The sequence below is a fragment of the Micromonospora sp. WMMD812 genome, assembly GCF_027497215.1.
Classification (GTDB): domain Bacteria; phylum Actinomycetota; class Actinomycetes; order Mycobacteriales; family Micromonosporaceae; genus Micromonospora.
The window spans coordinates 187,951-211,158 of record NZ_CP114904.1 but is presented as its reverse complement, the minus strand read 5'-3'; the positions used below and the strand labels follow the sequence as shown (position 1 = coordinate 211,158).

25 protein-coding genes are annotated in these 23,208 nt (G+C 73.9%); 11 read left to right on the top strand and 14 right to left on the bottom strand.

What is annotated here, in order from left to right; translation table 11 throughout:
• Positions 1-23: 23 nt before the first annotated feature.
• The gene (locus tag O7603_RS00890; RefSeq protein WP_281573745.1) at positions 24-596 is read left to right on the top strand and encodes a TetR/AcrR family transcriptional regulator; all 573 of its coding nucleotides are present in this window, start codon (positions 24-26) and stop codon (positions 594-596) included.
• Between the two features lie 10 nt (positions 597-606).
• Here O7603_RS00890 and O7603_RS00885 read toward each other — a convergent pair whose 3' ends face one another.
• The 9 genes from O7603_RS00885 to O7603_RS00845 are packed head-to-tail and all read right to left on the bottom strand — an operon-like array spanning position 607 to position 7,944.
• On the bottom strand, positions 607-1,392 hold the full coding sequence (locus O7603_RS00885; RefSeq protein WP_281573744.1) for an IclR family transcriptional regulator: 786 nt from the start codon (positions 1,390-1,392) through the stop codon (positions 607-609).
• Positions 1,389-1,769 (bottom strand): 4-carboxymuconolactone decarboxylase, encoded by a 381-nt coding sequence (gene pcaC / locus O7603_RS00880; protein WP_281573743.1) that lies wholly within the window; start codon positions 1,767-1,769, stop codon positions 1,389-1,391. Before pcaC ends, O7603_RS00885 begins: the two co-directional genes overlap by 4 nt.
• Complete coding sequence (gene pcaD, locus O7603_RS00875; protein ID WP_281573742.1) at positions 1,766-2,545, bottom strand: 3-oxoadipate enol-lactonase; 780 nt, start codon at positions 2,543-2,545, stop codon at positions 1,766-1,768. Before pcaD ends, pcaC begins: the two co-directional genes overlap by 4 nt.
• Entirely contained in the window at positions 2,542-3,882 is a 1,341-nt protein-coding gene (gene pcaB, locus O7603_RS00870; protein ID WP_281573741.1) for a 3-carboxy-cis,cis-muconate cycloisomerase, read from the bottom strand. The genes pcaD and pcaB overlap by 4 nt, the downstream gene beginning before the upstream one ends.
• Positions 3,857-4,429, bottom strand: a complete 573-nt coding sequence (pcaG, locus tag O7603_RS00865) for a protocatechuate 3,4-dioxygenase subunit alpha (protein ID WP_281573740.1) — start codon at positions 4,427-4,429, stop codon at positions 3,857-3,859. Before pcaG ends, pcaB begins: the two co-directional genes overlap by 26 nt.
• Complete coding sequence (gene pcaH, locus O7603_RS00860) at positions 4,422-5,174, bottom strand: protocatechuate 3,4-dioxygenase subunit beta (RefSeq protein ID WP_281573739.1); 753 nt, start codon at positions 5,172-5,174, stop codon at positions 4,422-4,424. The genes pcaG and pcaH overlap by 8 nt, the downstream gene beginning before the upstream one ends.
• Before the next feature lie 12 nt (positions 5,175-5,186).
• Positions 5,187-6,368 (bottom strand): thiolase family protein, encoded by a 1,182-nt coding sequence (locus O7603_RS00855; RefSeq protein WP_281573738.1) that lies wholly within the window; start codon positions 6,366-6,368, stop codon positions 5,187-5,189.
• The gene (locus O7603_RS00850) at positions 6,365-7,102 is read right to left on the bottom strand and encodes a CoA-transferase (protein ID WP_348651100.1); all 738 of its coding nucleotides are present in this window, start codon (positions 7,100-7,102) and stop codon (positions 6,365-6,367) included. Before O7603_RS00850 ends, O7603_RS00855 begins: the two co-directional genes overlap by 4 nt.
• Positions 7,103-7,125: 23 nt before the next feature.
• Positions 7,126-7,944: a CoA-transferase gene (locus tag O7603_RS00845; RefSeq protein WP_281573736.1), complete on the bottom strand. Its 819-nt coding sequence runs from the start codon at positions 7,942-7,944 to the stop codon at positions 7,126-7,128.
• A 325-nt stretch (positions 7,945-8,269) separates the two neighbouring features.
• Between O7603_RS00845 and O7603_RS00840 the strand changes: the two genes are divergently transcribed.
• From O7603_RS00840 to O7603_RS00800, 9 genes are all read left to right on the top strand, one after another.
• Complete coding sequence (locus tag O7603_RS00840) at positions 8,270-9,235, top strand: ABC transporter substrate-binding protein (RefSeq protein WP_281573735.1); 966 nt, start codon at positions 8,270-8,272, stop codon at positions 9,233-9,235.
• Positions 9,232-10,056, top strand: coding sequence for an ABC transporter permease (locus O7603_RS00835; RefSeq protein ID WP_281573734.1), 825 nt, complete (start codon positions 9,232-9,234; stop codon positions 10,054-10,056). Before O7603_RS00840 ends, O7603_RS00835 begins: the two co-directional genes overlap by 4 nt.
• Entirely contained in the window at positions 10,053-10,847 is a 795-nt protein-coding gene (locus O7603_RS00830; protein WP_281573733.1) for an ABC transporter permease subunit, read from the top strand. Before O7603_RS00835 ends, O7603_RS00830 begins: the two co-directional genes overlap by 4 nt.
• Before the next feature lie 5 nt (positions 10,848-10,852).
• Positions 10,853-11,683 (top strand): ABC transporter ATP-binding protein, encoded by an 831-nt coding sequence (locus O7603_RS00825; RefSeq protein ID WP_281573732.1) that lies wholly within the window; start codon positions 10,853-10,855, stop codon positions 11,681-11,683.
• Positions 11,680-13,278 carry a thiamine pyrophosphate-binding protein gene (locus O7603_RS00820; RefSeq protein ID WP_281573731.1) on the top strand — a complete coding sequence of 533 codons (1,599 nt, stop codon included), beginning with the start codon at positions 11,680-11,682 and terminating at the stop codon, positions 13,276-13,278. Before O7603_RS00825 ends, O7603_RS00820 begins: the two co-directional genes overlap by 4 nt.
• 44 nt (positions 13,279-13,322) lie before the next feature.
• Positions 13,323-14,783 (top strand): benzaldehyde dehydrogenase, encoded by a 1,461-nt coding sequence (locus O7603_RS00815; protein WP_281573730.1) that lies wholly within the window; start codon positions 13,323-13,325, stop codon positions 14,781-14,783.
• A 15-nt stretch (positions 14,784-14,798) separates the two neighbouring features.
• Entirely contained in the window at positions 14,799-15,632 is an 834-nt protein-coding gene (locus O7603_RS00810) for an IclR family transcriptional regulator (protein ID WP_281573729.1), read from the top strand.
• A gap of 2 nt (positions 15,633-15,634) precedes the next feature.
• Entirely contained in the window at positions 15,635-16,825 is a 1,191-nt protein-coding gene (locus O7603_RS00805) for an MFS transporter (RefSeq protein ID WP_281573728.1), read from the top strand.
• Positions 16,826-16,926: 101 nt separating this feature from the next.
• Positions 16,927-18,156 (top strand): 4-hydroxybenzoate 3-monooxygenase, encoded by a 1,230-nt coding sequence (locus O7603_RS00800; RefSeq protein WP_281573727.1) that lies wholly within the window; start codon positions 16,927-16,929, stop codon positions 18,154-18,156.
• A 3-nt stretch (positions 18,157-18,159) separates the two neighbouring features.
• On the opposite strand, the gene O7603_RS00795 is transcribed toward O7603_RS00800, so the two are convergent.
• Positions 18,160-18,768: a TetR/AcrR family transcriptional regulator gene (locus O7603_RS00795; RefSeq protein ID WP_281573726.1), complete on the bottom strand. Its 609-nt coding sequence runs from the start codon at positions 18,766-18,768 to the stop codon at positions 18,160-18,162.
• An 86-nt stretch (positions 18,769-18,854) separates the two neighbouring features.
• Between O7603_RS00795 and O7603_RS00790 the strand changes: the two genes are divergently transcribed.
• Positions 18,855-19,742, top strand: a complete 888-nt coding sequence (locus O7603_RS00790) for an alpha/beta hydrolase (RefSeq protein WP_281573725.1) — start codon at positions 18,855-18,857, stop codon at positions 19,740-19,742.
• A gap of 61 nt (positions 19,743-19,803) precedes the next feature.
• Here the strand turns inward: O7603_RS00790 and O7603_RS00785 are convergent, their stop codons facing one another.
• From O7603_RS00785 to dgoD, 4 genes are all read right to left on the bottom strand, one after another.
• Complete coding sequence (locus O7603_RS00785) at positions 19,804-20,145, bottom strand: MmcQ/YjbR family DNA-binding protein (RefSeq protein WP_281573724.1); 342 nt, start codon at positions 20,143-20,145, stop codon at positions 19,804-19,806.
• 91 nt (positions 20,146-20,236) lie between these two features.
• Entirely contained in the window at positions 20,237-20,797 is a 561-nt protein-coding gene (locus tag O7603_RS00780; RefSeq protein ID WP_281573723.1) for a gluconokinase, read from the bottom strand.
• Positions 20,787-22,016 carry a D-mannonate dehydratase ManD gene (manD, locus tag O7603_RS00775; RefSeq protein ID WP_281573722.1) on the bottom strand — a complete coding sequence of 410 codons (1,230 nt, stop codon included), beginning with the start codon at positions 22,014-22,016 and terminating at the stop codon, positions 20,787-20,789. Before manD ends, O7603_RS00780 begins: the two co-directional genes overlap by 11 nt.
• 43 nt (positions 22,017-22,059) lie before the next feature.
• On the bottom strand, positions 22,060-23,208 hold the full coding sequence (gene dgoD, locus O7603_RS00770) for a galactonate dehydratase (RefSeq protein WP_281573721.1): 1,149 nt from the start codon (positions 23,206-23,208) through the stop codon (positions 22,060-22,062).

The window sequence follows — 23,208 nt, the reverse complement described above, 5'->3', positions numbered from 1 at the left end:
GGCACCGTTGCTATCCTCGGGCGGTGACCGAGGCGCAGGTGTCCGGCAGCCGGGCGCGGACCCGAGGGGCCATCGTCGAGGCGGCGATCGACGTTCTTGGCCGAAACCCGGCCGCGTCCCTGGGCGACATCGCGACCGCCGCCGACGTCGGCCGTACGACCCTGCACCGCTACTTCGCCGACCGCGCCGACCTGCTGCGGGCCGTCGGCGCGGAGGCCGGCGCCCGGCTGGATCGCGCGACGGTCCAGGCGCGGATGGCCGAGGGCACCGGCGCCTCCGCCGTCCACCGGCTCTGCCAGGAGTACTTCGACCTGGGCAGCCTGCTCTCGATCATCTTCAACGAGTCCCTGCTCGCCGCCGATCCGAGCTGGGCCGGCCCGGCGGGGTGCGATCCCGACTTCGCCGCCATGGTCGAGCGCGGGCACCGGGACGCGAGCATCGACCCGGAGCTGCCCGCCGACTGGGTGCAGAGCCTGATCTGGTCCCAGCTCTACGCGGGCTGGGCCTACCTCCGGGACAATGGCGCGTCACGGCACGAGGTGCTGCGGCTGGTCCTACGGACCGTGGACGGCGCGATCGCCGTCCGGACGACCTGAGGCCCTGGCTTCAGCGGCCGGGTCCGGCCCGCAGGTCCTCCTCGATGCGCTTCGCGGTGGCCAGCAGCGGCGGCAGCAGCTCCCGACGGATCACCTCGAACGACCCGCGGCTGGCATGGGCGGAGACGTTCACCGCCGCGATCACCGACCCGTTCTCACCGTGGACGGGCGCGGCCAGGGAGCGCAGCCCCTCCTCCAGCTCCTGGTCGACGATCGCGTACCCCTGGATCGCGATCCTCGTGAGCAGGGCGCGCAGCTTGGCCGGGTCGGTGACGGTGCGCCGCGTCAACGGGCGCAGCTCCGCCGTGGCCAGGTAGTCGTCCAGCCACTCCGCCGGCTGCGCCGCGAGCAGTACCCGTCCCATCGAGGTGGCGTACGCCGGGAACCGCGTGCCGACGCTGATCCCCACCGTCATGATCCGTTTGGTCGGGACGCGGGCGACGTAGACCACCTCGTCGCCGTCGAGCACGGAGACCGAGCAGGACTCGTGGACCTGCGCGACCAGCGCCTCCATGTGCGGCTGCGCGACCTCCGGCAGGCTCAGGCTCGACAGGTAGGCGTAGCCGAGGTCGAGGATCCGCGGCCGCAGCGAGAAGAGTCGGCCGTCGGTGTGCACGTAGCCCAACTCGACCAGGGTGAGCAGGAACCGGCGCGCGGCGGCCCGGGTCAGACCGGTCAGCCGGGCCACCTCGCTGAGGGTGAGCTGCGGATGCTCGGCGTCGAAGGCGCGGATGACGGCGAGCCCGCGTTCCAGCGACTGGACGAACTCGGGGGTCCGCGTCGCCTCCTCCGTCACTGGGCCTCCTGCCGCAGGGTCTGTCGGGCCACCTTGAACGCCCGGTTCGCCGCCGGTACGCCAGCGTAGATGCCGACCTGCAGCAGGACCTCACCGACCTCCTCCGGGGTCAGCCCGTTACGCAGCGCGGCCCGGACGTGCATCGCGAGCTCCTCGTCGTGGTGCAGGGTGGCGAGGATCGCGAGGGTGATGCAGCTGCGGGTCCGCCGGTCCAGGCCGGGCCGGTTCCAGATCTCGCCCCAGGCGTACCGGGTGATGAGGTCCTGGAAGTCGGCGGTGAACCCGTCGGTGTCGGCGACCGCCCGGTCGACGTACGCGTCGCCGAGGACCTCCCGGCGGACCGCCATGCCGGCGTCCCGGCGTTCGTGGTCGTTCATCCGTTCACCGCCCCGTGCGCGAAGTGGTCGATCAGCAGGCGGGTCACCTGCTCGGGCTGCTCGACGCTGGCCAGGTGCGCGGCCCGGTCCAGGACGGCCAGGCGTGCCCCGGGGATCCGCTCGACGATCTCGCGGGCGTGCCCGACCGGCGTCGCCGGGTCGTCCGCGCCGGCGACGACGAGCGTCGGAGCCCGGACCGCCGGAAGGTCGTCGCGCAGGTCCATACCGGCGATCGCCTCGCAGCAGGCCGCGTAGCCCGTCGCGGGGACGGCGGTCAGCAGGGCCCGGTGCGCGGCGACCACGTCCGGCCGGACGGTGGCGAGGGCCGGGGTGAACCAGCGACTGACGACCGCGTCGGCGATCGCCTCCGGGCCGGCGACCCGTACCGTCGCCGCCCGGGCCCGCCACGCCTCGGGCGGCCCGAGCGACGCGGAGGTGCAGAGCACCGCCAAGCGGTCCACCCGGTCGGGGGCGTGGGCGGCCAGCCACATCGCGACCATGCCGCCGAGGGAGAGGCCCGCGTGGTGCGCGCGCGGGACGTCGAGGTCGTCGAGGAGTGCCAGCAGTTCCCGGCCGAGCTGGTCGATCGTGTACGGCCCGGACGGCACCGCCGAGCGACCGTGCCCGAGGTGGTCGTACCGGACGACGCGGAACCGTTCGGCGAGGGCCGGGACCTGCGGCTGCCACATGGCGCCGGTGGTTCCCAGCGAGCTGCCGAGCACGAGCACCGGCGCGTCCGACGGTCCGTCCACGGTGGCGTGCAGCCGGGAGGTCATGCCGCCGCCCCGCGGTGGATCGCCAGCGCCCGGTCGACGAATCGGTCGGCCGACCCGAGCCAGCCGCGCGGGTCGAGCGCCTCGTCGACATCCGTCTCGGAGAGGTGCGCCCGCACGTCGGGGTCGGCGAGCAGCGCCGCGCGGAAGTCGGGCCGGGCGGCGGCGCGGGTGACCAGGTCGTGCGCGGCGCCGCGACCGAGGACCGGTGCCAGCCGGGCGGCGACCGCCTCGGCGAGGACCAGCCCGCCGGCGGTGTCCAGGTTGGCCCGCATCCGGTCGGGGAACACCCGCAGCCCCGCCAGCATCCGGGCGGTCCGGGCGGACGCCCCGCCGGCGAGGTGCAGCAGGTCGAGCAGCGGCTCCCACTCGGCGTGCCAGCCGCCGGTGGCGCGCTGCTGTTCCTGCACGGCGGCGCCGAACAGGGTGGCGACCAGACCGGGGCCACGCCGTGCGGCGGCGGTGATCAGGATCGAGTCGACCGGGTTCCGCTTGTGCGGCATGGCCGAGGAACCGCCGCGCCCGGCGCCACCCTCGGCCACCTCGCCGACCTCCGTCTGGGCGAGCAGGCCGACGTCGACGGCGACGGTGCCGGTGGCCGCGAGGAGCCCGCCGAGCGCGGCCGAGAGGTCGAGCAGGGGCTGGCGACGGGTGTGCCACGGCAGCGGCGGGGCGACCCGGCCCAGGTGCGCGGCGAACCTCTCGGCCACCGCCGGCCCGGCCGGGCCGAGCGCGGCGAGGGTGCCGACCGCGCCGCCGAGCTGTGCGGGCAGCGCGCTGCACGCCTGCGCCAGCCCGGCCCGCGCCTGCGCCAGGCCGAGCAGCCACTGCGCGGCGGTGAGCCCGAACGTGGTGGGAGCCGCCTGTTGCCCGAGGGTGCGGGCGACCTGCGGGGTCGCGCGGTGGGTGTCGGCGAGGCCGGCCGCGGCGTCGGCGGCGACGGCGACGTGGCGCAGCAGCGGCGCGGCGGCCCGCACCGCCACCAGGACCAGCGCGGTGTCGAGCACGTCCTGGCTGGTGGCGCCGTGGTGCACCCACGGCCGGGCGGACTCGGCGACCCGGGCGGTCAGCTCACGGACCAGCGGCACCACCGGGTTGCCGGCGGCGTCGGCGGCCCGGCCCAGCGCCGCCGGGTCGTACCTCTCGGCGTGGCACTGCGCGGCGATCGCCTCCGCGGCGGCGGCGGGCAGCACGCCGTTGTCCGCGCCGGCGCGGGCGAGCGCGGCCTCCACGTCGAGCATCGCCTGCAGCAGCGCCGCGTCGCCGAGCTGCGCGTCGACGTCCGGGGCACCGGACAGCCCGCCGAGCAAGCGGTCAGACGGCGAAGAAGACGGTCTCATGGTCTCCCTGCAGGCGGATGTCGAAGCGGAGCCCGTCCGGCGCCGGAGTCGCCAGCAGCGTGTCGCGGCGGTCGGCAACGATGCCGGTCAGTACCGGGTCGGCGGCGTTCGCGGCGGGCTCGTCGGGGAAGTAGATCCGGGTCACGACGCGGTGCAGCAGGCCCCGGGCGAAGACGGACAGGGTGAGGTGGGGCGCCTCGGTGTCGCCGTCCGGTGTGGGCAGCGGGCCGGGCTTGACGGTGAACAGGCGGTACTCCCCCGCCGCGTCGGTCTCGCTGCGGCCGAAGCCACGGAAGCCGGGGATGGCGGCGGGTCGGGCGCCGCGCGGGTCGTCCGGGTGGTCGAACCGCCCGTCCGGGTCGGCCTGCCAGCTCTCCACCAGCGCGTCGACCACCGGCTCACCGGTGCCGTCGACGATCCGGCCGCGGATCCAGAACGCGCTCGGAGTGCCCTCGGGCACCACGTACGGGCCGTCGGGCCAGCGCAGGCCGATGTGCAGGTACGGCCCGACGGTCTGGGCGGGCGTCACGCCGAGCCGTTCACTCATCGTCGTCCCCGTCCTCGAAGGGGATGCCCTCGCGGCCCCGCAGCACGATGTCGAACTCGTACGCCAGCGCCCACTCCGGCGCGGTGGTGGCGTGGTCGTACCGGGCGATCATGCGCTCCCGGGCTTTCGGGTCGCGGACCGAGTTGAAGATCGGGTCCTGGAAGAAGAGCGGGTCGCCAGGAAAGTACATCTGGGTGACCAGCCGCTGGGTGAAGGCGCGGCCGAACAGGGAGAAGTGGATGTGCGCCGGCCGCCACGCGTTGTCGTGGTTCTTCCAGGGATAGGCGCCGGGTTGGACGGTGACGAACCGGTAGTGGCCGTGGTCGTCGGTGAGCGCGCGGCCCACCCCTTCGAAGTGGGGGTCGAGCGGGGCCGGCCAGGTGTCGATCGCGTGGCGGTAGCGCCCGGCGGCGTTGGCCTGCCAGATCTCCACCAGCGTGCGCGGGACCGGCCGGCCGTCGCCGTCGAGGACGCGGCCGTGCACGATGATCCGCTGCCCCTGCGGCTCACCGTCGTGCTGGCGGGTGAGGTCGTGGTCGAACTCGCCGAGCCGTCCCTCGCCCAGCAGCGGGCCGGTGACCTCGGTCAGCCGCTGCGGCAGGTAGGTGAGCGGTTGCCGCGGCGCGCGCAGCACCGTCGAACCGTAACCCGGGCTGAGCAGCGGTGGATGCGCGTCGACGTCGTCACGCCGGTACCGCGGCAGCACCAGCCGGCTGCCGGTCGGGTGGGCGGTCTCCTGCGTCATGGTCCTCTCCTGTCAGGCTTCCAGCACGACGGCCAGCGCCTGGCCGACGCCGATGCAGATGGCGGCGAGGCCGCGCCCGCCGCCGCGGCGGTGCAGCTGCCAGGCGAGCGAACCGAGGATGCGGGACCCGGACGACCCGAGGGGGTGCCCGAGGGCGATGGCGCCGCCCCGCGGGTTGACGAGGTCCGGGTCGAGTTCGGGCCACTCGGCCAGGCAGGCGAGGGACTGCGCCGCGTACGCCTCGTTGAGCTCGACCACGTCGAGGTCTCCCCAGTCGAGGCCGGCCCGGCGCAGGGCCTCCCGCGCGGCGGCCACCGGGCCGATACCGAACAGGTGGGGTTCGACCGCGGTGGCCGCCCGGGAGACGATCCGGGCCAGCGGCTCCCGCCCGACCGCGTCGGCGCCCGCGCGGTCGGCGAGCAGCAGGGCGCTCGCGCCGTCGTTGAGCGGGGAGGCGTTGCCGGCGGTCACCGTGCCGTCGGCGCGGAAGACGGGCTTGAGGCGGGCCAGCGCCTCGACTGTGGTGTCCGGCCGGATGCTCTCGTCCCGCTCCAGCACGGTGTCGGGCACCGGGCTCACCTCGGCGGCGTACGCGCCGTCGTCCCAGGCCCGGGCGGCCAACCGGTGGCTGCGCAGCGCGAAGGCGTCCTGCTCCTCCCGGGTGATCTTGTATTGGTCGGCGAGGATCTCGGCGCTCTCGCCGAGCGGGATGGTCCACTGTGTCGGCATCCGGGGGTTGACCAGTCGCCAGCCGAGCGTGGTCGAGTGCAGGGTCTCGTGCCCCCGCGGATAGCCCTGCTCGGGCTTGGGAAGCACCCAGGGCGCCCGGCTCATCGACTCGACGCCGCCGGCGACGCAGACCGACGCGTCGCCGAGGGCGATCGCCCGGGACGCGCCGATCACCGCCTCCAGGCCGGAGCCGCAGAGCCGGTTGACCGTGGCGCCGGGCACCGACGGGGGCAGGCCGGCCAGCAGGACAGCCATCCGGGCGACGTTCCGGTTGTCCTCTCCCGCGCCGTTCGCGTTCCCGAACAGCACGTCGTCGATGCGGGCGGGGTCGAGGCCGGGGCTGCGCCGGACGACCTCCCGCACGACGTGGGCGGCGAGGTCGTCGGGGCGTACGCCGGCGAGGCCGCCGCCGTACCGGCCGATCGGGGTGCGCACGGCGTCGAGGATGTAGACCTCGCGGCTCATCGGGTTCCCTTCGTCGCTTCCAGGGCACGGAGCACGGCGAGTTCGTCCGCCGTCGGCGCCTCGTTCGTGACCGGGTGGTCGGCGACGGCGAGGGCCCAGCCGGTGGCGGCCCGGGCCTGCTCGACGGTGACGCCGGGGTGCAGGCGGGTGAGGGTCAGTTCGCAGGTGTCCGGTGCCGGCTCGAGGACACCGAGATCGGTGATGACCATCCGGGGACCGCCGCCGCGCAGGCCCAGCCGTCGCCGGTCGCCCGGTCCGGTGCCGTACCCGACCGAGGTGACGAAGTCGACCCGCTCGATGAAGGTGCGCAGGTTCTGCCGGACGATGACCACGACCTCCCCGCACGAGGCGGCGATCTCCGGGGCGCCTCCGGCGCCGGGCAGGCGCACCGACGGGTCGTCGTAGTCACCGCCGATGACCGTGGTGTTGATGTTGCCGTACCGGTCGAGCTGGGCGGCGCCGAGGAACCCGACATCGATGCGGCCGGGTTGCAGCCAGTAGTTGAACACCTCGGGCACGGAGACGACCGCGTCCGCCGTGTCGGCGAGCACGCCGTCGCCGATGGACAGCGGGAGCCGGTCGGGTTTCGCGCCGAGGCAGCCCGACTCGTAGATGAGCACGAGGTGCGGGGCGTGGGTAGCCCGGGCCAGGTTCGCCGCCGTGCTGGGCAGCCCGATCCCGACGAAGCAGGCGGTGCCGTCGCGCAACTGCCGCGCGGCGGCCACCGTCATCATCTCGTCGGCGGTGTACTCCCCGCTCACGCCATCGCCTCCGCCTTCAGCACCTGCCGCTGCAACCAGTCCTGGAAGCTGTCACGGTCACGGCTGATCGCGTCCCAGCCGACGTAGAAGTCGTTGTCCCGCACCGAGTAGCCCTGGGCGTAGGAGGGGTGCGCTCCGCCGGGCGCCTCGGCCACCGCGGTGACCGCCCAGCCCGGCAGGATGACCTGGCCGGGAACGGGTTCCAGCTCGTCGACGACCTCTTCGACGGTGACCAGGGAGCGGTGCGCGGCCAGCACGGCCTCCTTCTGCACGCCCGTGATGCCCCACATTTGCACGTTGCCGGCCCGATCGGCGCGCTGCGCGTGCACGACCGTGACGTCGGGACGCAGCGCGGGGACCGCGGTGAGCTCCTCGCCGGTGAACGGGCAGGTGATGGTCCGGATGTTGGTCGTGTGGCGCGGCAGGTCGGTGCCGGTGTAGCCGCGCAGCACGGCGAACGGGAGGCCGGACGCGCCCGCGACGTAGCGGTTGGCCATGCCCGCGTGACTGTGCTCCTCCAGCTCCAGTGGTCCCGGCCAGGCGTTCTGCACCGCGTCACGGAAGCGGTGCAGTGAGCCGACACCGGGATTGCCGCCCCAGGAGAAGACCAGGCGGCGGGCGCAGCCGGCGCCGATGAGCTGGTCGTAGATGACGTCGGGTGTCATCCGGACGAGGGTCAGGTCCCGCCGTCCCTGACGGATGATCTCGTGTCCGGCGGCGAACGGGATGAGGTGGGTAAACCCTTCCAGGGCCACCACATCGCCGTCGCGGACCAGGTCCGCCACGCCTTCGGCCAGCGAGACGAGCTTCGCCATGAGCCTCCCCGCCTCCCGCGAATCCCTGCGGACCGCGCACTGTTCGCTATGCGGACTGCCGTACTTATCTCGAACGTAATCCCCCGCAACGGCATCCGTCAACGCACGACGAGCGGTCGGCGGGAGGGCATCCGGCACGTTGCAGAAATGTTGCGGCGACCCGTTGACGTGAGCCAGGCCACGTGCCAACGTTCTATATGAGAACAGCCGTTCGGCTAGCGAACAAGCCGACGAGCAATACGACGAACACCCCCGGGGGCTCCTCCGGTTCGGAGGCCCACCACTTCCGGTCCCTCCCGGGACCACCGGACGCGGGAGTACCTGCATGCGCCGTCTCGTCATCAGCGCCATAACCGTCGCAGCACTGCTCACAGCCACCACCGCCTGTGGTTCCTCCGATGCCGACGAGCCGGGTGGACAGGGCGGCGGCACCACGAAGGTCAAGGTCGGCGCCATCCCCATCGTGGACGTCGCGCCGCTGCACCTCGGCATCCAGAAGGGCTTCTTCACCGAGGTGGGCATCGAGGTGGAGGTGGTCAACACGACCGGCGGCGCGGCCGCCGTGCCGGGTGTGGTCAGCGGCGAGTTCGACTTCGCCTTCGGCAACCTGGTCTCGCTCATCGTCGCCCGGTCGCAGAAGCTGCCGCTGAAGGCGATCGCGGAGGGCAACTCCTCGACCGGCCAGCAGGGCAAGGACTTCGGCGGGATCGTGGTGCCGAAGGACAGCCCGATCACCAGCGCCGCCCAGTTGGCCGGCAAGACCGTGGCCGTGAACAACCTCAAGAACATCGGCGACACCACCGTGCGCGCCTCCATCCGCAAGGCCGGCGGCGACCCGTCGTCGGTCAAGTTCGTCGAGCTGCCCTTCCCGGACATGCCCGCCGCCGTCGCCGGCAAGCGGGTCGACGCCGCCTGGATCGTCGAGCCGTTCTTCACCGTCGCCCAGAACCAGGGCGCCAAGGTGATCGCCTCGAACTTCGTCGACACCGCGCCGAACCTGACCATCGCGGCCTACTTCACGACCGAGAAGACGATCCAGCAGAAGGCCGACCTCACCAAGCGCTTCACGGCGGCCATCGAGAAGTCCCTGGCGTACGCGCAGGAGCACCCGGACGAGGCGCGGGCGGTGCTGCCGTCGTACGCCAAGATCGACCCGGCGGTCGCCGAGAAGATGACGCTGCCGGCCTGGTCCGGCAAGATCAACCGGGACTCGGTCCAGACGCTGGCCGACCTGATGCTCACCGACGGGCTGGTCAAGGAGAAGGTCGACGTCGCGGAGCTGCTCCCGTGACGTCGTCGTCCACGCTCGCCGCGCCGGTCCGGAAGCCCCGGGCCGGCCGGCTGGGCGGCGGCAACTCCCTGCTGGGCGTGCTCGGTTTCGGCACCTTCCTGGCCCTGCTCGAGGCGGTGCCGCGCGCCGGCCTCGTCTCGCCGGACTTCTTGCCGCCGCTGAGCCGGGTCGCGGTCGCGTTGGCCGACCTCGTCGGCGAGGCCGCCTTCTGGACCGCGCTCGGCGACACCGTGCGGGGCTGGTTCCTCGGCCTCGTCATCGCCGTCGCCCTCGGTGTCACCGTCGGCTTCGTCGTCGGCACGGTCCCGGTGCTGCGGGAGTTCACGGGCTCGACCGTCGAGTTCCTCCGACCCATCCCCTCGGTGGCGCTCATCCCGCTCGCCGTGCTGGTCTTCGGCACCGAACTGCGCTCGGTGCTCCTGCTGGTCGTCTACGCCTCGTTCTGGCAGGTGCTGGTCCAGGTGCTCTACGGCGTGCAGGACGTCGACCCGGTCGCGAGCGAGACCGCCCGCACCTTCGGGCTGCGCCGCTGGGCGCGCATCCGGCACGTCACCTGGCCGACCGCCCTGCCGTACGTCCTCACCGGCGTCCGCCTCGCCGCGGCCGTCGCGCTGATCCTCGCCATCACCGCCGAACTCATCATCGGCGCGCCTGGTCTCGGGAACGAGATCGGGGTGGCGCAGTCCGGCGGCGCGGTCGCCCGGATGTACGCGCTGGTCGTCGTCACCGGGCTGCTCGGCGTGGCGGTCAACGTGCTGGCCCGCCGGCTCGAACGGTGGCTGCTGTCCTGGCACCCGTCCCTGCGCCGGGAGGTGCCGTGAGACTCGCCCGTCGCGTCACCCGGGCGACGCTGGCCGCGCTCGCGCTACCGGTCGCGCTGCTCGCCCTCTGGTGGTTCCTGACCGCCGACAGCGAGAGCTACTACCTGCCGCCGCTGTCGGACATCCTCGCCAACGTCGACGACGTGTGGCTGCACTCCGACCGCCTGCGCGTGGACGTCCTGCCCAGCCTTCTGCGGCTGTTCGGCGGCTTCCTGCTGGCCGTCGCGCTCGGCGTGACGCTCGGCGTGGCGATCGGATCGTCCCGCCGGCTGCGGGCGTTCTGCGAGCCGGTGCTCGAGTTCCTCCGGGCCATCCCGCCGCCGGTGCTGGTGCCGGTGCTGATGCTCTTCGCCGGCATCGGCGACACGATGAAGGTGCTGGTGATCGTCTCCGGCTGCGTCTGGCCGATCCTGCTCAACACCGTCGAGGGGGTCCGCGCCGTCGACGAGGTGCTGGTCGAGACGGCCCGCTGCTACGGCCTGCACGGCCCGGCCCGGCTCTGGCACCTGGTCGTCCGCTCGGCCAGCCCGCAGATCGTCACCGGCCTGCGGCAGGGCCTGTCGATCGGGATCATCCTCATGGTCATCAGCGAGATGTTCGCCGCCAGCAACGGACTCGGGTTCAGCATCATCCAGTTCCAGCGGACGTTCGCCGTCACAGAGATGTGGACCGGCATCCTGCTGCTCGGTCTGCTCGGGTTCCTGCTCGCCACGCTCATGCGGCTGTTCGAACGGCGAGCCCTCAACTGGTACTTCGGTCTGCGCCAGGCGCAGCGAGGGGGGAGTCGATGAGCGTCATGAGTGAGACGCAGACCCAGTCCGCCACGCGCACCGAGGTGCTGCTCGACGTGCGCGGCGTACGAAAGGTGTACGAGGGCCACGGCCGCTCGGTGGAGGCCGTCCGCGACCTGACGTTCGCGGTCGCGCGCGGCGACCTCGTCTGTGTGGTCGGCCCGTCCGGCGCCGGCAAGACCACCCTGCTCAAGTGCATCGCCGGCCTGCTCGCGCCGACCGACGGCGAGGTGGTGCTGGAGGGCACGCCGGTCGACGGCCCGCCGCCGGGCATGGCGGTGGTCTTCCAGGAGTACGGTCGCAGCCTCTTCCCCTGGATGACGGTCCGGAAGAACGTCGAGCTGCCGCTGAAGCAGAAGAAGCTGCCGAAGGCGCGCCGGACCGAGCTGGTCCACCAGGCGTTGGACGCCGTCGGCCTCGGCGACGTGCACGGCGCGTACCCGTGGCAGCTCTCCGGCGGCATGCAGCAGCGGGTCGCCATCGCGCGCGCGATCGCGTACGAGCCGCACATCCTGCTGATGGACGAGCCGTTCGCCGCCGTCGACGCGCAGACCCGCGCGGACCTGGAGGATCTGGTCCGGTCGCTGTGGCAGCGCCTCGGGGTGACCACCCTGTTCGTCACCCACGACATCGACGAGGCCGTCTACCTGGGCCAGCGGGTGCTGGTGCTCTCCTCCGCGCCGACGGTGGTGCTCGACGACATCGCCGTCGACCTGCCGGACGAGCGGGACCAGCTCACCACCAGGTCCTCGGCCCGTTTCGGTGAACTCCGTGGGCAGGTCTTCGCGCAGATCCAGCGGGCCAAGAAGCAGCACGGCGCGGTGGAGCCCGCATGACGACGGTGCGCGAGGCCACCCTCGACGTCCTGCGCCGGTACGGGATGCAGCGCATCTTCGCCAATCCCGGCTCGACGGAGGTCGCGTTCCTCGCGGACCTGCCCGACGACCTGGAGTTCGTCCTCGCCCTGCACGAGGGCTCGGTGGTCGGGATGGCCACCGGGCACGCCATCGCGACCGGCCGACCGGCGTTCGTGAACCTGCACACCACGGCCGGGCTCGGCAACGCCGTCGGGGCACTGGCCACCGCCCGGGTCAACCGGGCGCCACTGGTGGTGGTGGTCGGCCAGCAGGACCGCCGGCACCTGGCGCTGGAGCCGTTCCTCGCCGGGCAGCTGGACGGGCTGGCCGGGCCGTACCCGGTCTGGGTCAACCAGCCGGCCCTCGCCCAGGACGTGCCGCCGGCGATCCGGCGGGCGTGGCACGAGTCGGTGCAGCACCGCGGCCCGGCCCTCGTCGTCGTGCCGATGGACGACTGGTCCGCGCCGGTGGACCCGGCGCTCGGGCTGGCCGCGCCGGCGACCGTGCTGCGCGCGGAGCCGGCCGTCGGCCCGGCCGCCGGGGAGGTGGCCCGGCTGCTGGACCGCTCGGCGAACCCGGTGGTGGTCGTCGGCGCCGGCGCCGACGACCGACGTGCCTGGGACGCGCTGGTGTCGCTGGTGGACCGGCTCGGGGCACCGGTCTGGCAGGAGGCGTTCGGGGCCCGCGCCGGCTTCCCGCAGGACCACCCGCGCTTCGCCGGGCACCTGCCGGCCGGCCGGTCCCGGCTGCGTGCGGCGCTCGCGGCGCACGACCTGGCCCTCGTCGTCGGCACCGGCGCGTTCCGGCAGTACCCGTACGAGCCGGGTCCGCTGGTGCCGGACGGCCTGGCCGTCGCGGTGGTCTCCGGCGACCCGGACGAGCTGCACCACAGCCGGGCGGACCTCGCCGTGCTCGCCGACCCGGCGGCGTTCTGCGCCGCGGTGGCCGGTCAGGTGACGCCCCGGCGGGTGCCGGCGCCGGCACCGCGCGCCGAGACCGTCGAGCCGCCGGCAGCCGGCGAACCGATGCGGGCCGCGCACGTCTTCGCCGCGCTCGCCGAGCGGCTGCCCCGCGACGTCGTGCTGGTCGAGGAGACCCCGTCGTCCCGGCCGGAGCTGCACCGGCTGCTCCCCGCCCGGGAACCCCGCGGCTTCATCAGCGCGGCCATGGGCGGGCTCGGGTTCGCCCTGCCCGCGGCGGCCGGCCTGCGGATGGGCGACCCGACCCGGCCGGTCGTCGCGGTGCTCGGCGACGGCTCGTCGCTCTACGGCATCCAGGGGCTCTGGAGCGCCGCGCGGTACGGCTGCGGCGCGCTGTTCGTCGTCCTCTCCAACGGCCGGTACGCCGTCATGGACCGGCTCGCCGACAAAGCGGGCGGAAAGGCGCCCTGGCCGGCCTTCGAGGACGTCTCGGTGCACGGCCTGGCGCACGCCCTCGGCTGCCCCGCCCGCCGGGTGGGCGGCCACGCCGAACTCCTGGCCGTCCTCGACGAGGTGGTGCCGACGCTCGCCCGCCGTACCGAACCGCTCCTGCTCGACGTGCCGGTGCGCGTCGACACCCACTTCGAACCCTGACCCCTACCGGCGCTCCGCGTCGGCCATCCCGCAAGGAGACCGCCATGACTCTGCTCGACGCCGGCACCTGGCACGGCACCCTCTACAGCGACGGCTGGGTGGAGGCGACCGGCGGGACGGCAGCGGTGCGCTCCCCCGCCACCCGCGACGAGATCGGCGTGGTCGGCGTGGCGAACGCCGACGACGTGGCGCGCGCCTGCGCCCGGGCCGCCGAGGCGCAGCAGGCGTGGGCAGCGGCCAGCTACCTGGAACGCGCCGCGGTGCTGCGCCGGGCCGGGCAACTCTGGGAGCGGCACGCCGCCGAGGTGGGTGACTGGCTCGTGCGCGAGGCCGGATCGATCCCGCCCAAGGCCGGGGTGGAGACCGACACCGCCGCGCAGGAGTGCTACGAGGCCGCGGCGCTCGCCTCCCGCCCGCTCGGCGAGATCATCCCGAGCGCGCAGCCCCGGTTGAGCCTCGTGCGCCGGGTGCCGGTCGGCGTGGTCGGCGTCATCGCCCCGTTCAACTTCCCGCTCATCCTGGCGATCCGCTCGGTCGCGCCCGCGCTGGCCCTGGGCAACGCGGTGGTGCTGAAGCCGGACGTGCGCACCGCCGTCTCCGGCGGCCTGACCATCGCCCGGATCTTCGAGGAGGCGGGGCTGCCCGAGGGGCTGCTGCACGTGCTGCCCGGCGGGGTGGAGACCGGGGAGGCGCTGGTCGCCGACCCGCACGTCCGGGTGGTCAGCTTCACCGGCTCGACCGCGGCCGGGCGCCGGGTCGGCGAGGCCGCCGCCCGCCACCTCAAGCGGGCGCACCTGGAACTCGGCGGCAACTCGGCGCTCGTCGTACTCGACGACGCCGACCTGGACCTCGCGGTCTCCGCCGGCGCCTGGGGTTCGTTCCTGCACCAGGGGCAGATCTGCATGACCACCGGCCGGCACCTGGTCCACGAGCGCCTGGCCGACCGGTACGTCGCCGCGCTGGCCGAGAAGGCCGACCACCTGCCCGTCGGCGACCCGGCCAAGGAGCAGGTGGCGCTCGGGCCGATCATCGACGAGGGACAGCGTGACAAGATCCACACGCTGGTCACGGCCAGTGTGGACGCCGGCGCGCGGCTGGCCGCCGGTGGCCGTTACGACGGCCTGTTCTACCGCCCGACCGTGCTCGCCGACGTCACCCCCACCACCCCGGCGTACGCGCAGGAGGTGTTCGGCCCGGTCGCCCCGGTGATCACCTTCGCCGATCCGGACGAGGCCGTGGCACTGGCCCGGGACACCGAGTACGGGCTGTCCCTGGGCATCCTCAGCCGCGACGTGATGAAGGCGATGGCCCTGGCCGACCGGATCCCGAGCGGCATCGTGCACATCAACGACCAGACCGTCGGCGACGAGGCGGTGGCGCCGTTCGGCGGGGTGGCCGCCTCGGGCACCGGGTCGCGCTTCGGCGGCGCGGCGGCGAACGTGGAGGCGTTCACCGAGACGCGGTGGATCACCGTGCAGGGCGACGTCACCCGGTACCCGTTCTGATCGAGGGAGACCACCGTGGCGGGCGGAATCCGGGCCCCGGGCACGTCGGTGACTGCCCGGGTGCTCGCCATCCTCGGCGCGTTCGACGTGGCCCATCCGGCCCTCACCCTCAGCGACCTCGCCCGGCGCGCCGGGCTGCCGCTGGCCACCGCCCATCGCCTGGTCGGCGAGCTGGTCGCGTGGCGCGCCCTGACCCGCGAGCCCGACGGCGCCTACCGCATCGGCGTACGGCTGTGGGAGGCCGGACTGCTGTCGCCACTGCACACCCGGCTGCGTGAGGTGGCGCTGCCGTTCCTCCAGGACCTGCACACGGCCGTACGGGAGAACGTGCACCTGGCGGTCCGCGACGGCGACGAGGCGCTCTACGTGGAGAAGGTGACCGGGCACCGGGCGGTGCCGATCATCTCCCGGGTCGGAGGCCGCCTGCCGCTGCACGCCACCGGTGTCGGCAAGGCGCTGCTCGCCTTCGCCCCGCCCGAGGTCGTGGCGGCCCACCTGCGCCGGCCGCTGGCCCGGTGCACGCCGTACACGGTCACCGAGCCCGGCCGCCTGGCCCGGGAGCTGGCCGCCGTCCGCGCGCGGGGCTGGGCCCGGACCAGCGAGGAGATGACCCTCGGCTCCTGCTCGGTGGCCGTGCCGGTGCTCGGCGCGGACGCCACGGCGGTGGCGTCGATCGGTGTCGTCGGGCACAGCCTCGGCGCGGCGCCGGAGCGGTTGGCGCCCGCCCTGCGGGCGGCGGCCGAGCAGGTGGCCGCCCGGCTGGCCGCCACCGCGGACGACCCGTACCCGACGTTGCAGCACGCCATCGCGCCGCGGCGCCGGACGGACCGCCCGGCGGCCAGCGCATGAGGGTGACGGACGATCCGTCGCGGACCGGTGGGCGCACCGTCCCGGCGCGCGCGGCCGGGCCGGTCACGCTGCTCGGCGTGCTCCTGCTGGCGCTCAACCTGCGCGCCGCCATCGCCGCGCTCGCGCCGCTGCTGCCGGACGTCCGGGCCGACCTGCACCTGGGCAGCGGAGCCGCCGGGCTGCTGACCACGCTGCCGGTGCTCTGCTTCGGGCTGCTGTCGCCGTTCGCCGCGCTGCTCGGCCGGCGGATCGGCGTCGAGACGGCCCTGCTGGCCGCGATGCTCGGCATCCTCGCCGGCAGTGTGCTGCGCGCGACGCCAGGACTCTGGTGGGTGGTCGCCGGCACGGTGGTCATCGGCGCCGGGATCACGGTCGGCAACGTGCTGGTGCCCAGCGTGGTCAAGCAGGACTTCCCCGACCGGCAGGGCCCGGTGACCGCGTTGACGACGGCGGCGTTGACCGGCGGGGCGGCCGTCGCGGCCGCGGTCGCCGCCCCGCTGGCGCACACCGGGCTGGGCTGGCGGGGCGCCCTGCTGCTGGGGGGCGGGCTGGCCGCGGTCGCCGCCCTCGCCTGGCTACCTCAGCTGCGGCGCCGGCACGTGGCCCCGGTGCTGGCCGTGGGCCGCACCTCGGTGCTCCGCTCCCCGGTCACCTGGGCGCTGGCCGCCTTCATGGGCATGCAGTCGTTGACCTACTACGCCCTGCTCGCCTGGTTGCCGACCATCGTCCGGGACGCGGGCGTGTCGGCGGCCGGCGCCGGCTGGGCGCTCGGGCTGTTCAACCTGCTCGGTATCGCCACCGCGGTGGCCGCGCCCGCCCTGGCCTCACGACTGCGCAGCCAGCGCGGGTTCGGTGTGCTGGTGGCCGCCACCTGGGGCGCGGGTCTGCTCGGGCTGCTGGTGGCGCCGTCGCTGTACCTGCTCTGGGCGACCGTCACCGGCCTGGCGCAAGGTGCGGGCATCGGGCTCGCGCTGGCCCTGTTGGTGCTGCGCGCGGGGACTCCGCAGGGCGCCCGCGACCTGTCCGGCACGGTGCAGTCGGTCGGTTACCTGGTCGGGTCCACCGGTCCGCTGCTCGTCGGCGTGCTCCGCGACCGGACCGGCGGGTGGGGCCTGCCGCTCGGCGCGCTCTGCGTCGCGGCGGTGGTGATGGCGACGGCGGCGCTGTGGGCGGGACGCGACCGGCCGGTCTGACGAACCTTCCACTGGACGGAAACCCGGTGGGGCGATCGGCCGCCGGTGGGGGCAGGCTGGTGGCCGCCGGGAACGGCGTGGCGGAGAACGAGGAGGCACGGATGCGTACCCAGGTCGGCATCGTCGGAGCGGGACCGGCCGGGCTCATGCTGTCGCACCTGCTGCACCTGCACGGCATCGAGTCGGTGGTGGTCGAGAGCCGCAGCCGGGCGTACGTCGAGCAGCGGGTCCGGGCCGGGGTGCTGGAACAGGGGTCGGTGGACCTGCTGTGCCGCACCGGGGTCGGCGAGCGGCTCCAGCGGGAGGGGATGCGGCACGAGGGCATCGAGCTGCGCTTCGACGGGGAGTCGCACCGGGTGCCGATGACGGAGCTGACCGGCCGGGCGATCACCGTCTACGGGCAGCAGGAGGTGGTCAAGGACCTCATCGCCACCCGCCTCGCGGCCGGCGGCTCGATCCTCTTCGAGACCGAGGCGGTGCGCCTGGCGGACCTCGACTCCGCCCCGGTGATCCACCTCCGCCGGGACGGCCGCGACGAGGAGCTGCACTGCGACTTCGTGGTCGGCTGCGACGGCTACCACGGGGTGAGCCGGGGCGCCGTACCCGAGGGGGTGCTGCGGACGTTCGAGCGGACATACCCGTTCGCCTGGCTCGGCATCCTGGCCGCCGCACCCCCGGCGGTGGACGAGCTGATCTACGCCAACCACGATCGGGGCTTCGCCCTCTACAGCCTGCGCTCGCCGGAGATCTCCCGGCTCTACCTCCAGGTCGCGCCGGACGAGGACATCGCCGACTGGCCGGACGAGCGGATCTGGGCGGAGCTGCGCGCCCGGCTGGAGACGGTGCCGGGCTGGTCGCTCAACGAGGGGCCGATCCTGGAGAAGGGCGTCACCCCGATGCGCAGCTTCGTGGTCGAGCCGATGCGGTGGCAGCGACTGTTCCTGGCCGGCGACGCCGTGCACATCGTCCCGCCCACCGGCGCGAAGGGCATGAACCTCGCGCTGGCCGACGTGGCGCTGCTCGGTGAGGCGTTCGCCGCCTGGTACGGCGAGGGACGCACGGACCTGCTGGACGGCTACTCGGAGACCGCCCTACGCCGGGTGTGGCGGGCGCAGCACTTCTCCTGGTGGATGACCTCGATGCTGCACCGGCTGGCCACCGACGACCCGTACGAGGCCCGGCTGCAGTCCTCGACGCTGCGGTACGTGGCCAGCTCCCGCGCGTACGCCACGAGCCTGGCCGAGAACTACGTCGGCCTGCCCTGGCGTGACCTCGGGGGCCGGCTGGACGACGACGCGGCGCTTCCTCCGGCGACGGTCCCCGGCCGGTGAGCGTCACCGGCCACGGTGGAACAGGCGGTTGAGGTGGTACGTGAGGATGGCCAGCGCGGCCTCTCCGTCGCGCTGACCACCGAGCACGCTGGACCCCAGACCGTTGGTGAGGGCGAGCAGCCCGGCGACGACGGTCGCCGCGTCGAGAGCCGGGTCGACGTCACCGGCTTCCTGGGCCGCGCGTAGGTAGCCGGCGAGGAAGCGCTCCAGCGCGTCCGGATAGGTCGCGCCGTGCTCGGCGGCCAGGGCCGGCTCGGCGAGGGCCAGGGCGTAGTACGCCGCGTAGGTCCTGGTCAGCCGGCGGCTCTCGGCGTCGGTGGGCAGGATCGCGGTGAGGGTGCCGTAGAGGACGTCGCGCGGGGTCGGCGGTGCGCCGAGGGCGCGAACCCGCCGCTGGACCCGCGCGGACAGCTGTTCGCCGAGGTAGCCGAGCGCGGCGAGCAGCAGCTCGTTGCGGGTGTGGAAGTAGTACTGCACCAGCCGGAGGGACACGCCCGCCTCGGCCGCCACGTCGCGCAGGCTCGTGGCGTGGAGGCCGCGCGTGTCGGCGATGCGCAGCAGCGCCTCGCCGATCTGTCGGCGCCGCAGGTCGTGGTCGACTCGTCTGGGCACTGTGCTCCGTCTCCGGCCGAACGGATCATACCATCTTTGATGGTACGCTCGTACCATAAAAGCGGACCGCCGGATCGGAGGTCACCGTGACGGAGCAACGGATCAGCGCATTCACCAGTGACCGAGCGCGGGCGGCCTACCTGGCCGTCTACACGCGCGGGCTCGATCGACTGTGGCCGGTGGACCGGCAGTCGCTCGACGTGGCCACGTCGCTCGGCCCCACCCGCGTCCACCGGACCGGCCGGGGCGACGGCGTCCCGGTCGTCCTGTTGCCGGGCGCCGGCGGCAATTCCCTGTCGTGGCACCGCCATGTCGCCCGGCTGGGCGAGGCGGTCCCGGTGGTCGCCGTCGACCCGGTCGGCGAGCCGGGCGGCTCCGACCAGCGGGCGCCGGTCGGCGACGGCCGCGACCTGGCCCGCTGGCTGGACGAGGTGCTCACCGCGCTGGGCATCGAGCGCGCCCACCTCGTCGGCTGCTCCTACGGCGGCTGGATCGCGGTGCGGCACGCCCTCCACGCCCCCAACCGGGCCGCCACGATCACGCTGCTCGACCCGGCCGGATTCGGCCGGATCACCGGCCGGTTCCTGTTCTGGGTGATCGCCGGCGGGCTCGCGGGGCTCACCCCGGCGCCCCTCCGCCGACGCCTGGCGCGGTGGCTGCGCAACGCCACCCTGCGCGACGACGACCTCATGCGCCTCGCGGCCGCGACGATGCGGTTCCGCCGCCGGCTGCCCACGCCGCCCACCCTCACCGACGCCGAGCTGCGCGCGGTCACCGTGCCGACCCTGGTGCTGCTTGGCGAACGGAGCCAGATGTACGACGCGGGCCAGGTCGCGGACCGGCTTCGCCGTCTGCTGCCCGACGGCCGCGTCGAGGTCGTGCCCGGCGCCGGCCACGACCTGCCCCTGCACTCCCCCGACCTCGTGACCGAGCGGACCATCGCGTTCATCGGGCAGACCGAGGCGCTCGCCTGACGCGCCGGGCCCGCGTCGGTCGCCCGCCCGGCGCCCGGCGCGGGACCCCGCGACCGCGCGGTCAGTCGCCGAGGCGCTGCCGGGCGAGGAACTTCGGCACGACCATCCGCCACGCCTCAGTGACCAGCTCGGTCATGTGGTCGTGGTCGAGGCGGGCGGTGTGGCAGCACACCCAGTGGAAGCGCAGGTCGGACGGGCGGGGCAGGAAGAAGAGTTCCGGCTCGGCGGCGATCAGCCCGTCCCGCTCCTCCTTGGGATAGCCGAAGCCCATCGTCGCCTCGTCGCGGCTGAACGCGACGTAGACGATCGACCCGACCCGGAACTTCACCCGGTCGCGGATCAGGTGCTCGGTGCTGCGGGGCAGCGTCCGGGCCAGGGCGCGGACGTCGGCGACGGTCACCATGCCCGGACCGTAGCGGCCGGCGCCGACAGTCCGGCGCCCCGACGCCCACACCCGCCGTGCCCGACGACGACGCCACCGTCGCTCGCGCCGACTAGCGCTCCCCCACCGGGCTGGCGGCCGCCAGGTCGAGGCCGTCGACCGCCGCCGCCACGAGGTCGTCCGCCGTGAGCGAGACGTCGAGCACCAGCACCGACTCGTCCGGCTCGCCCGGTTCCAGGATGGCGAGCTGTGATTCGAGCAGGCTCGCCGGCATGTAGTGCCCGGTGCGGCGGGCGAGCCGGTCCCGGATGATCTCCGCCGACCCGTCCAGGTGCACGAAGTCCACCGCCGGCGGGCCCTGGCGCAGCACGTCCCGGTACGACCGCTTCAAAGCCGAGCAGGCCAGCACGGTCGACCGGCCCTCCGTGCCGCGGTCGGCCATCCAGGCGGCGAGATCGCGCAGCCAGGGCCACCGGGCGTCGTCGTCCAGCGGCACGCCCGAGCGCATCCGCGCCACGTTCGCGGCGGAGTGGAACTCGTCGGCCTCGGCGAACAGCAGCCCGGTCAGCTCGCTGATCCCCCGGGCCACGGTGGTCTTGCCGGCGCCGGAGACGCCCATCACCACGACGTGCCGGGTGCGGCTCCCGCCGTCGGGGAACCGCTCACCAGTCATGGACCGTCCCGTCCTTGAGGCGGTTGAACGGCAGGTAGGCCGGCACGTACGGGAACCGGGCCGCGGCCTCCTCGTCGAGGTCGACCCCGATGCCCGGTCGGTCGCCCGGGTGGAGGTAGCCATCGGCGAAGGTGAACGACTGCCGGAACACCTCGTCGGTGAGCGCGCCGTGCGGCATGTACTCCTGGATGCCGAAGTTGTGGATGGCCAGGTCGAGGTGGAGCGCGGCGGCCATGCCGACCGGTGAGATGTCGGTCGGGCCGTGGATGCCGGACTTGATCTGGTACTGGGCGGCGAAGTCGAGCAGCTTGCGCATCGCGGTGATCCCGCCGGTGTGGGTGACGGCGGACCGGACGTAGTCGATCAGCTGCTCCCGGATCAGCGTCTGGTAGTCCCACACCGTGTTGAAGACCTCGCCGATGGCCAGCGGCGTGACGGTGTGCTGGCGGACCAGCCGCAGCGCCTCCTGGTTCTCGGCGGGCGTGCAGTCCTCCAGCCAGAACAGGTCGTACGGCTCCAGGTCCTTGCCGAGCCGCGCGGCCTGGATTGGGGTCATCCGGTGGTGCCCGTCGTGCAGCAGCGGCAGCTCCCGGCCGAACTCGTTGCGGACCGCCTCGAACACGCCGGGCAGGTGGCGCAGGTAGGCGCGGGTGTCCCAGTCCTCCTCGGCGGGCAGCGGGATGCGCTGCGCCGGCTCGTAGTCGTAGCGCCGGCCGTCGGCGCTGGGCTGGGCGGCGACGCCGTAGACGGCGTTGATGCCGGGCACGGAGGTCTGCACCCGGATCGACCGGTAGCCGAGTTCGAGGTGCCGGCGGATCGAGTCGAACAGCTCCGGCAGGTCCCGGCCGGAGGCGTGGCCGTACGCCATGACGCCGGTGCGGGACGCCCCGCCCAGCAGTTGGTACAGCGGCATGCCGGCCGCCTTGGCCTTGATGTCCCAGAGCGCGACGTCGACGGCGGCGATGGCGGCCATGGTCACCGGGCCGCGCCGCCAGTACGCCGATCGGTAGAGGAACTGCCAGGTGTCCTCGATGCGGTGCGGGTCGCGGCCGATCAGCAGCGGCACGACGTGGTCGCGCAGGTACGACGCCACGGACAGTTCCCGTCCGTTGAGGGTGCCGTCGCCCAGGCCGGTGACGCCGTCGTCCGTCGTGATCTTCAGGGTCACGAAGTTGCGGTCGGGGCTGGTCACGATGACGTCCGCTGCGACGATCTTCACGGGGTGCCTCTCTCGTTGGTGCGAGGGTGGTCGGTGGTCGCGGTCACCACTCGGCGTAGGAGCCGTCGGGGTGTCGCCACGTCGGGCTGCGCCAGGCGTGGCCGCGCTGGTCGGCCGCGCGGACCGCCCGCTCGTCGATGTCGATGCCGAGGCCCGGCGCGGTGAGGCGCTCGACGTGCCCGTCGACGAAGGTCAGCGGTGTGCGGTCCAGGCAGTAGTCCAGGACCTCCGCGCCGAGGTTGTAGTGGATGCCGATGCTCTGCTCCTGGATCAGGTAGTTCGGCGTGGCGAAGCCGATCTGGAGGCAGGCGGCGAGGGCCAGCGGGCCGAGTGGACAGTGCGGGGCGAGCTGCGCGTCATAGACCTCGGCGAGCGTGGCGATCTTGCGCACCTCGGTGATGCCACCCGCGTGCGAGAGGTCCGGTTGCGCGACCGCGATGCCGGCCTGGAGGACGGGCAGGAACTCCTGGCGGCTGTAGAGCCGCTCCCCCGTCGAGACCGGTGTGGTGGTGGACCGGACGAAGTCGCCGATGAGGTGGGAGTTCTCCGGCACGACCGGCTCCTCGAGGAACAGCGGCCGGTACGGTTCGAGCAGCGGCGCGACCCGGCGGGCGTTGGCGAGGGTGAACCGGCCGTGGAAGTCGACCGCGACGTCCCGGTGCTCGCCGAGCACCTCGCGGGCGGCGGCGACCCGCTGCACCACCCCGTCCAGCTCGGCGACCGAGGCGACCGGACTCATCCGCCCGGACGCGTTCATCTTGACCGCGGTCAGACCGGCGGCCACCTGCGCGGCGATGTGGTCGCGGACCTCGTTCGGCTCGTCGCCGCCGACCCAGCCGTAGACCCGGATCCGGTCGCGGACCGGGCCCCCCAGCAGTTGGTGGACCGGCGCGCCGTAGTGCTTGCCGGCGATGTCCCACAGCGCCTGGTCCAGTCCGGACACCGCGCTGGCCAGGATCGGGCCGCCGCGGTAGAACGCGCCCTTGGTCATCACCTGCCAGTGGTCCTCGATCCGCAGCGCGTCCCGGCCGTCGAGCAGCTCGCCGAGCTGCTCGACGGCGGTGCGGACGGTTTCGGAGCGGCCCTCGCAGGTGGCCTCGCCCCAGCCGACGATCCCGGAGTCGGTCTCGACGCGGACGAAGAGCCAGCGGGGGGCGACGAGGAAGGTCTCGATGCGGCCGATCGTGGTCAT

What these genes read in the sequence shown, in the direction of transcription:
- pcaC (WP_281573743.1), bottom strand. Translation starts at nt 1,769, where the DNA reads ATGAACGACCACGAACGCCGGGACGCCGGCATGGCGGTCCGCCGGGAG.
- pcaD (WP_281573742.1), bottom strand. Translation starts at nt 2,545, where the DNA reads ATGACCTCCCGGCTGCACGCCACCGTGGACGGACCGTCGGACGCGCCG.
- pcaB (WP_281573741.1), bottom strand. Translation starts at nt 3,882, where the DNA reads ATGAGACCGTCTTCTTCGCCGTCTGACCGCTTGCTCGGCGGGCTGTCC.
- pcaG (WP_281573740.1), bottom strand. Translation starts at nt 4,429, where the DNA reads ATGAGTGAACGGCTCGGCGTGACGCCCGCCCAGACCGTCGGGCCGTAC.
- pcaH (WP_281573739.1), bottom strand. Translation starts at nt 5,174, where the DNA reads ATGACGCAGGAGACCGCCCACCCGACCGGCAGCCGGCTGGTGCTGCCG.
- O7603_RS00855 (WP_281573738.1), bottom strand. Translation starts at nt 6,368, where the DNA reads ATGAGCCGCGAGGTCTACATCCTCGACGCCGTGCGCACCCCGATCGGC.
- O7603_RS00850 (WP_348651100.1), bottom strand. Translation starts at nt 7,102, where the DNA reads ATGATGACGGTGGCCGCCGCGCGGCAGTTGCGCGACGGCACCGCCTGC.
- O7603_RS00845 (WP_281573736.1), bottom strand. Translation starts at nt 7,944, where the DNA reads ATGGCGAAGCTCGTCTCGCTGGCCGAAGGCGTGGCGGACCTGGTCCGC.
- O7603_RS00840 (WP_281573735.1), top strand. Translation starts at nt 8,270, where the DNA reads ATGCGCCGTCTCGTCATCAGCGCCATAACCGTCGCAGCACTGCTCACA.
- O7603_RS00825 (WP_281573732.1), top strand. Translation starts at nt 10,853, where the DNA reads ATGAGTGAGACGCAGACCCAGTCCGCCACGCGCACCGAGGTGCTGCTC.
- O7603_RS00820 (WP_281573731.1), top strand. Translation starts at nt 11,680, where the DNA reads ATGACGACGGTGCGCGAGGCCACCCTCGACGTCCTGCGCCGGTACGGG.
- O7603_RS00815 (WP_281573730.1), top strand. Translation starts at nt 13,323, where the DNA reads ATGACTCTGCTCGACGCCGGCACCTGGCACGGCACCCTCTACAGCGAC.
- O7603_RS00800 (WP_281573727.1), top strand. Translation starts at nt 16,927, where the DNA reads ATGCGTACCCAGGTCGGCATCGTCGGAGCGGGACCGGCCGGGCTCATG.
- O7603_RS00785 (WP_281573724.1), bottom strand. Translation starts at nt 20,145, where the DNA reads ATGGTGACCGTCGCCGACGTCCGCGCCCTGGCCCGGACGCTGCCCCGC.
- O7603_RS00780 (WP_281573723.1), bottom strand. Translation starts at nt 20,797, where the DNA reads ATGACTGGTGAGCGGTTCCCCGACGGCGGGAGCCGCACCCGGCACGTC.
- dgoD (WP_281573721.1), bottom strand. Translation starts at nt 23,208, where the DNA reads ATGACCACGATCGGCCGCATCGAGACCTTCCTCGTCGCCCCCCGCTGG.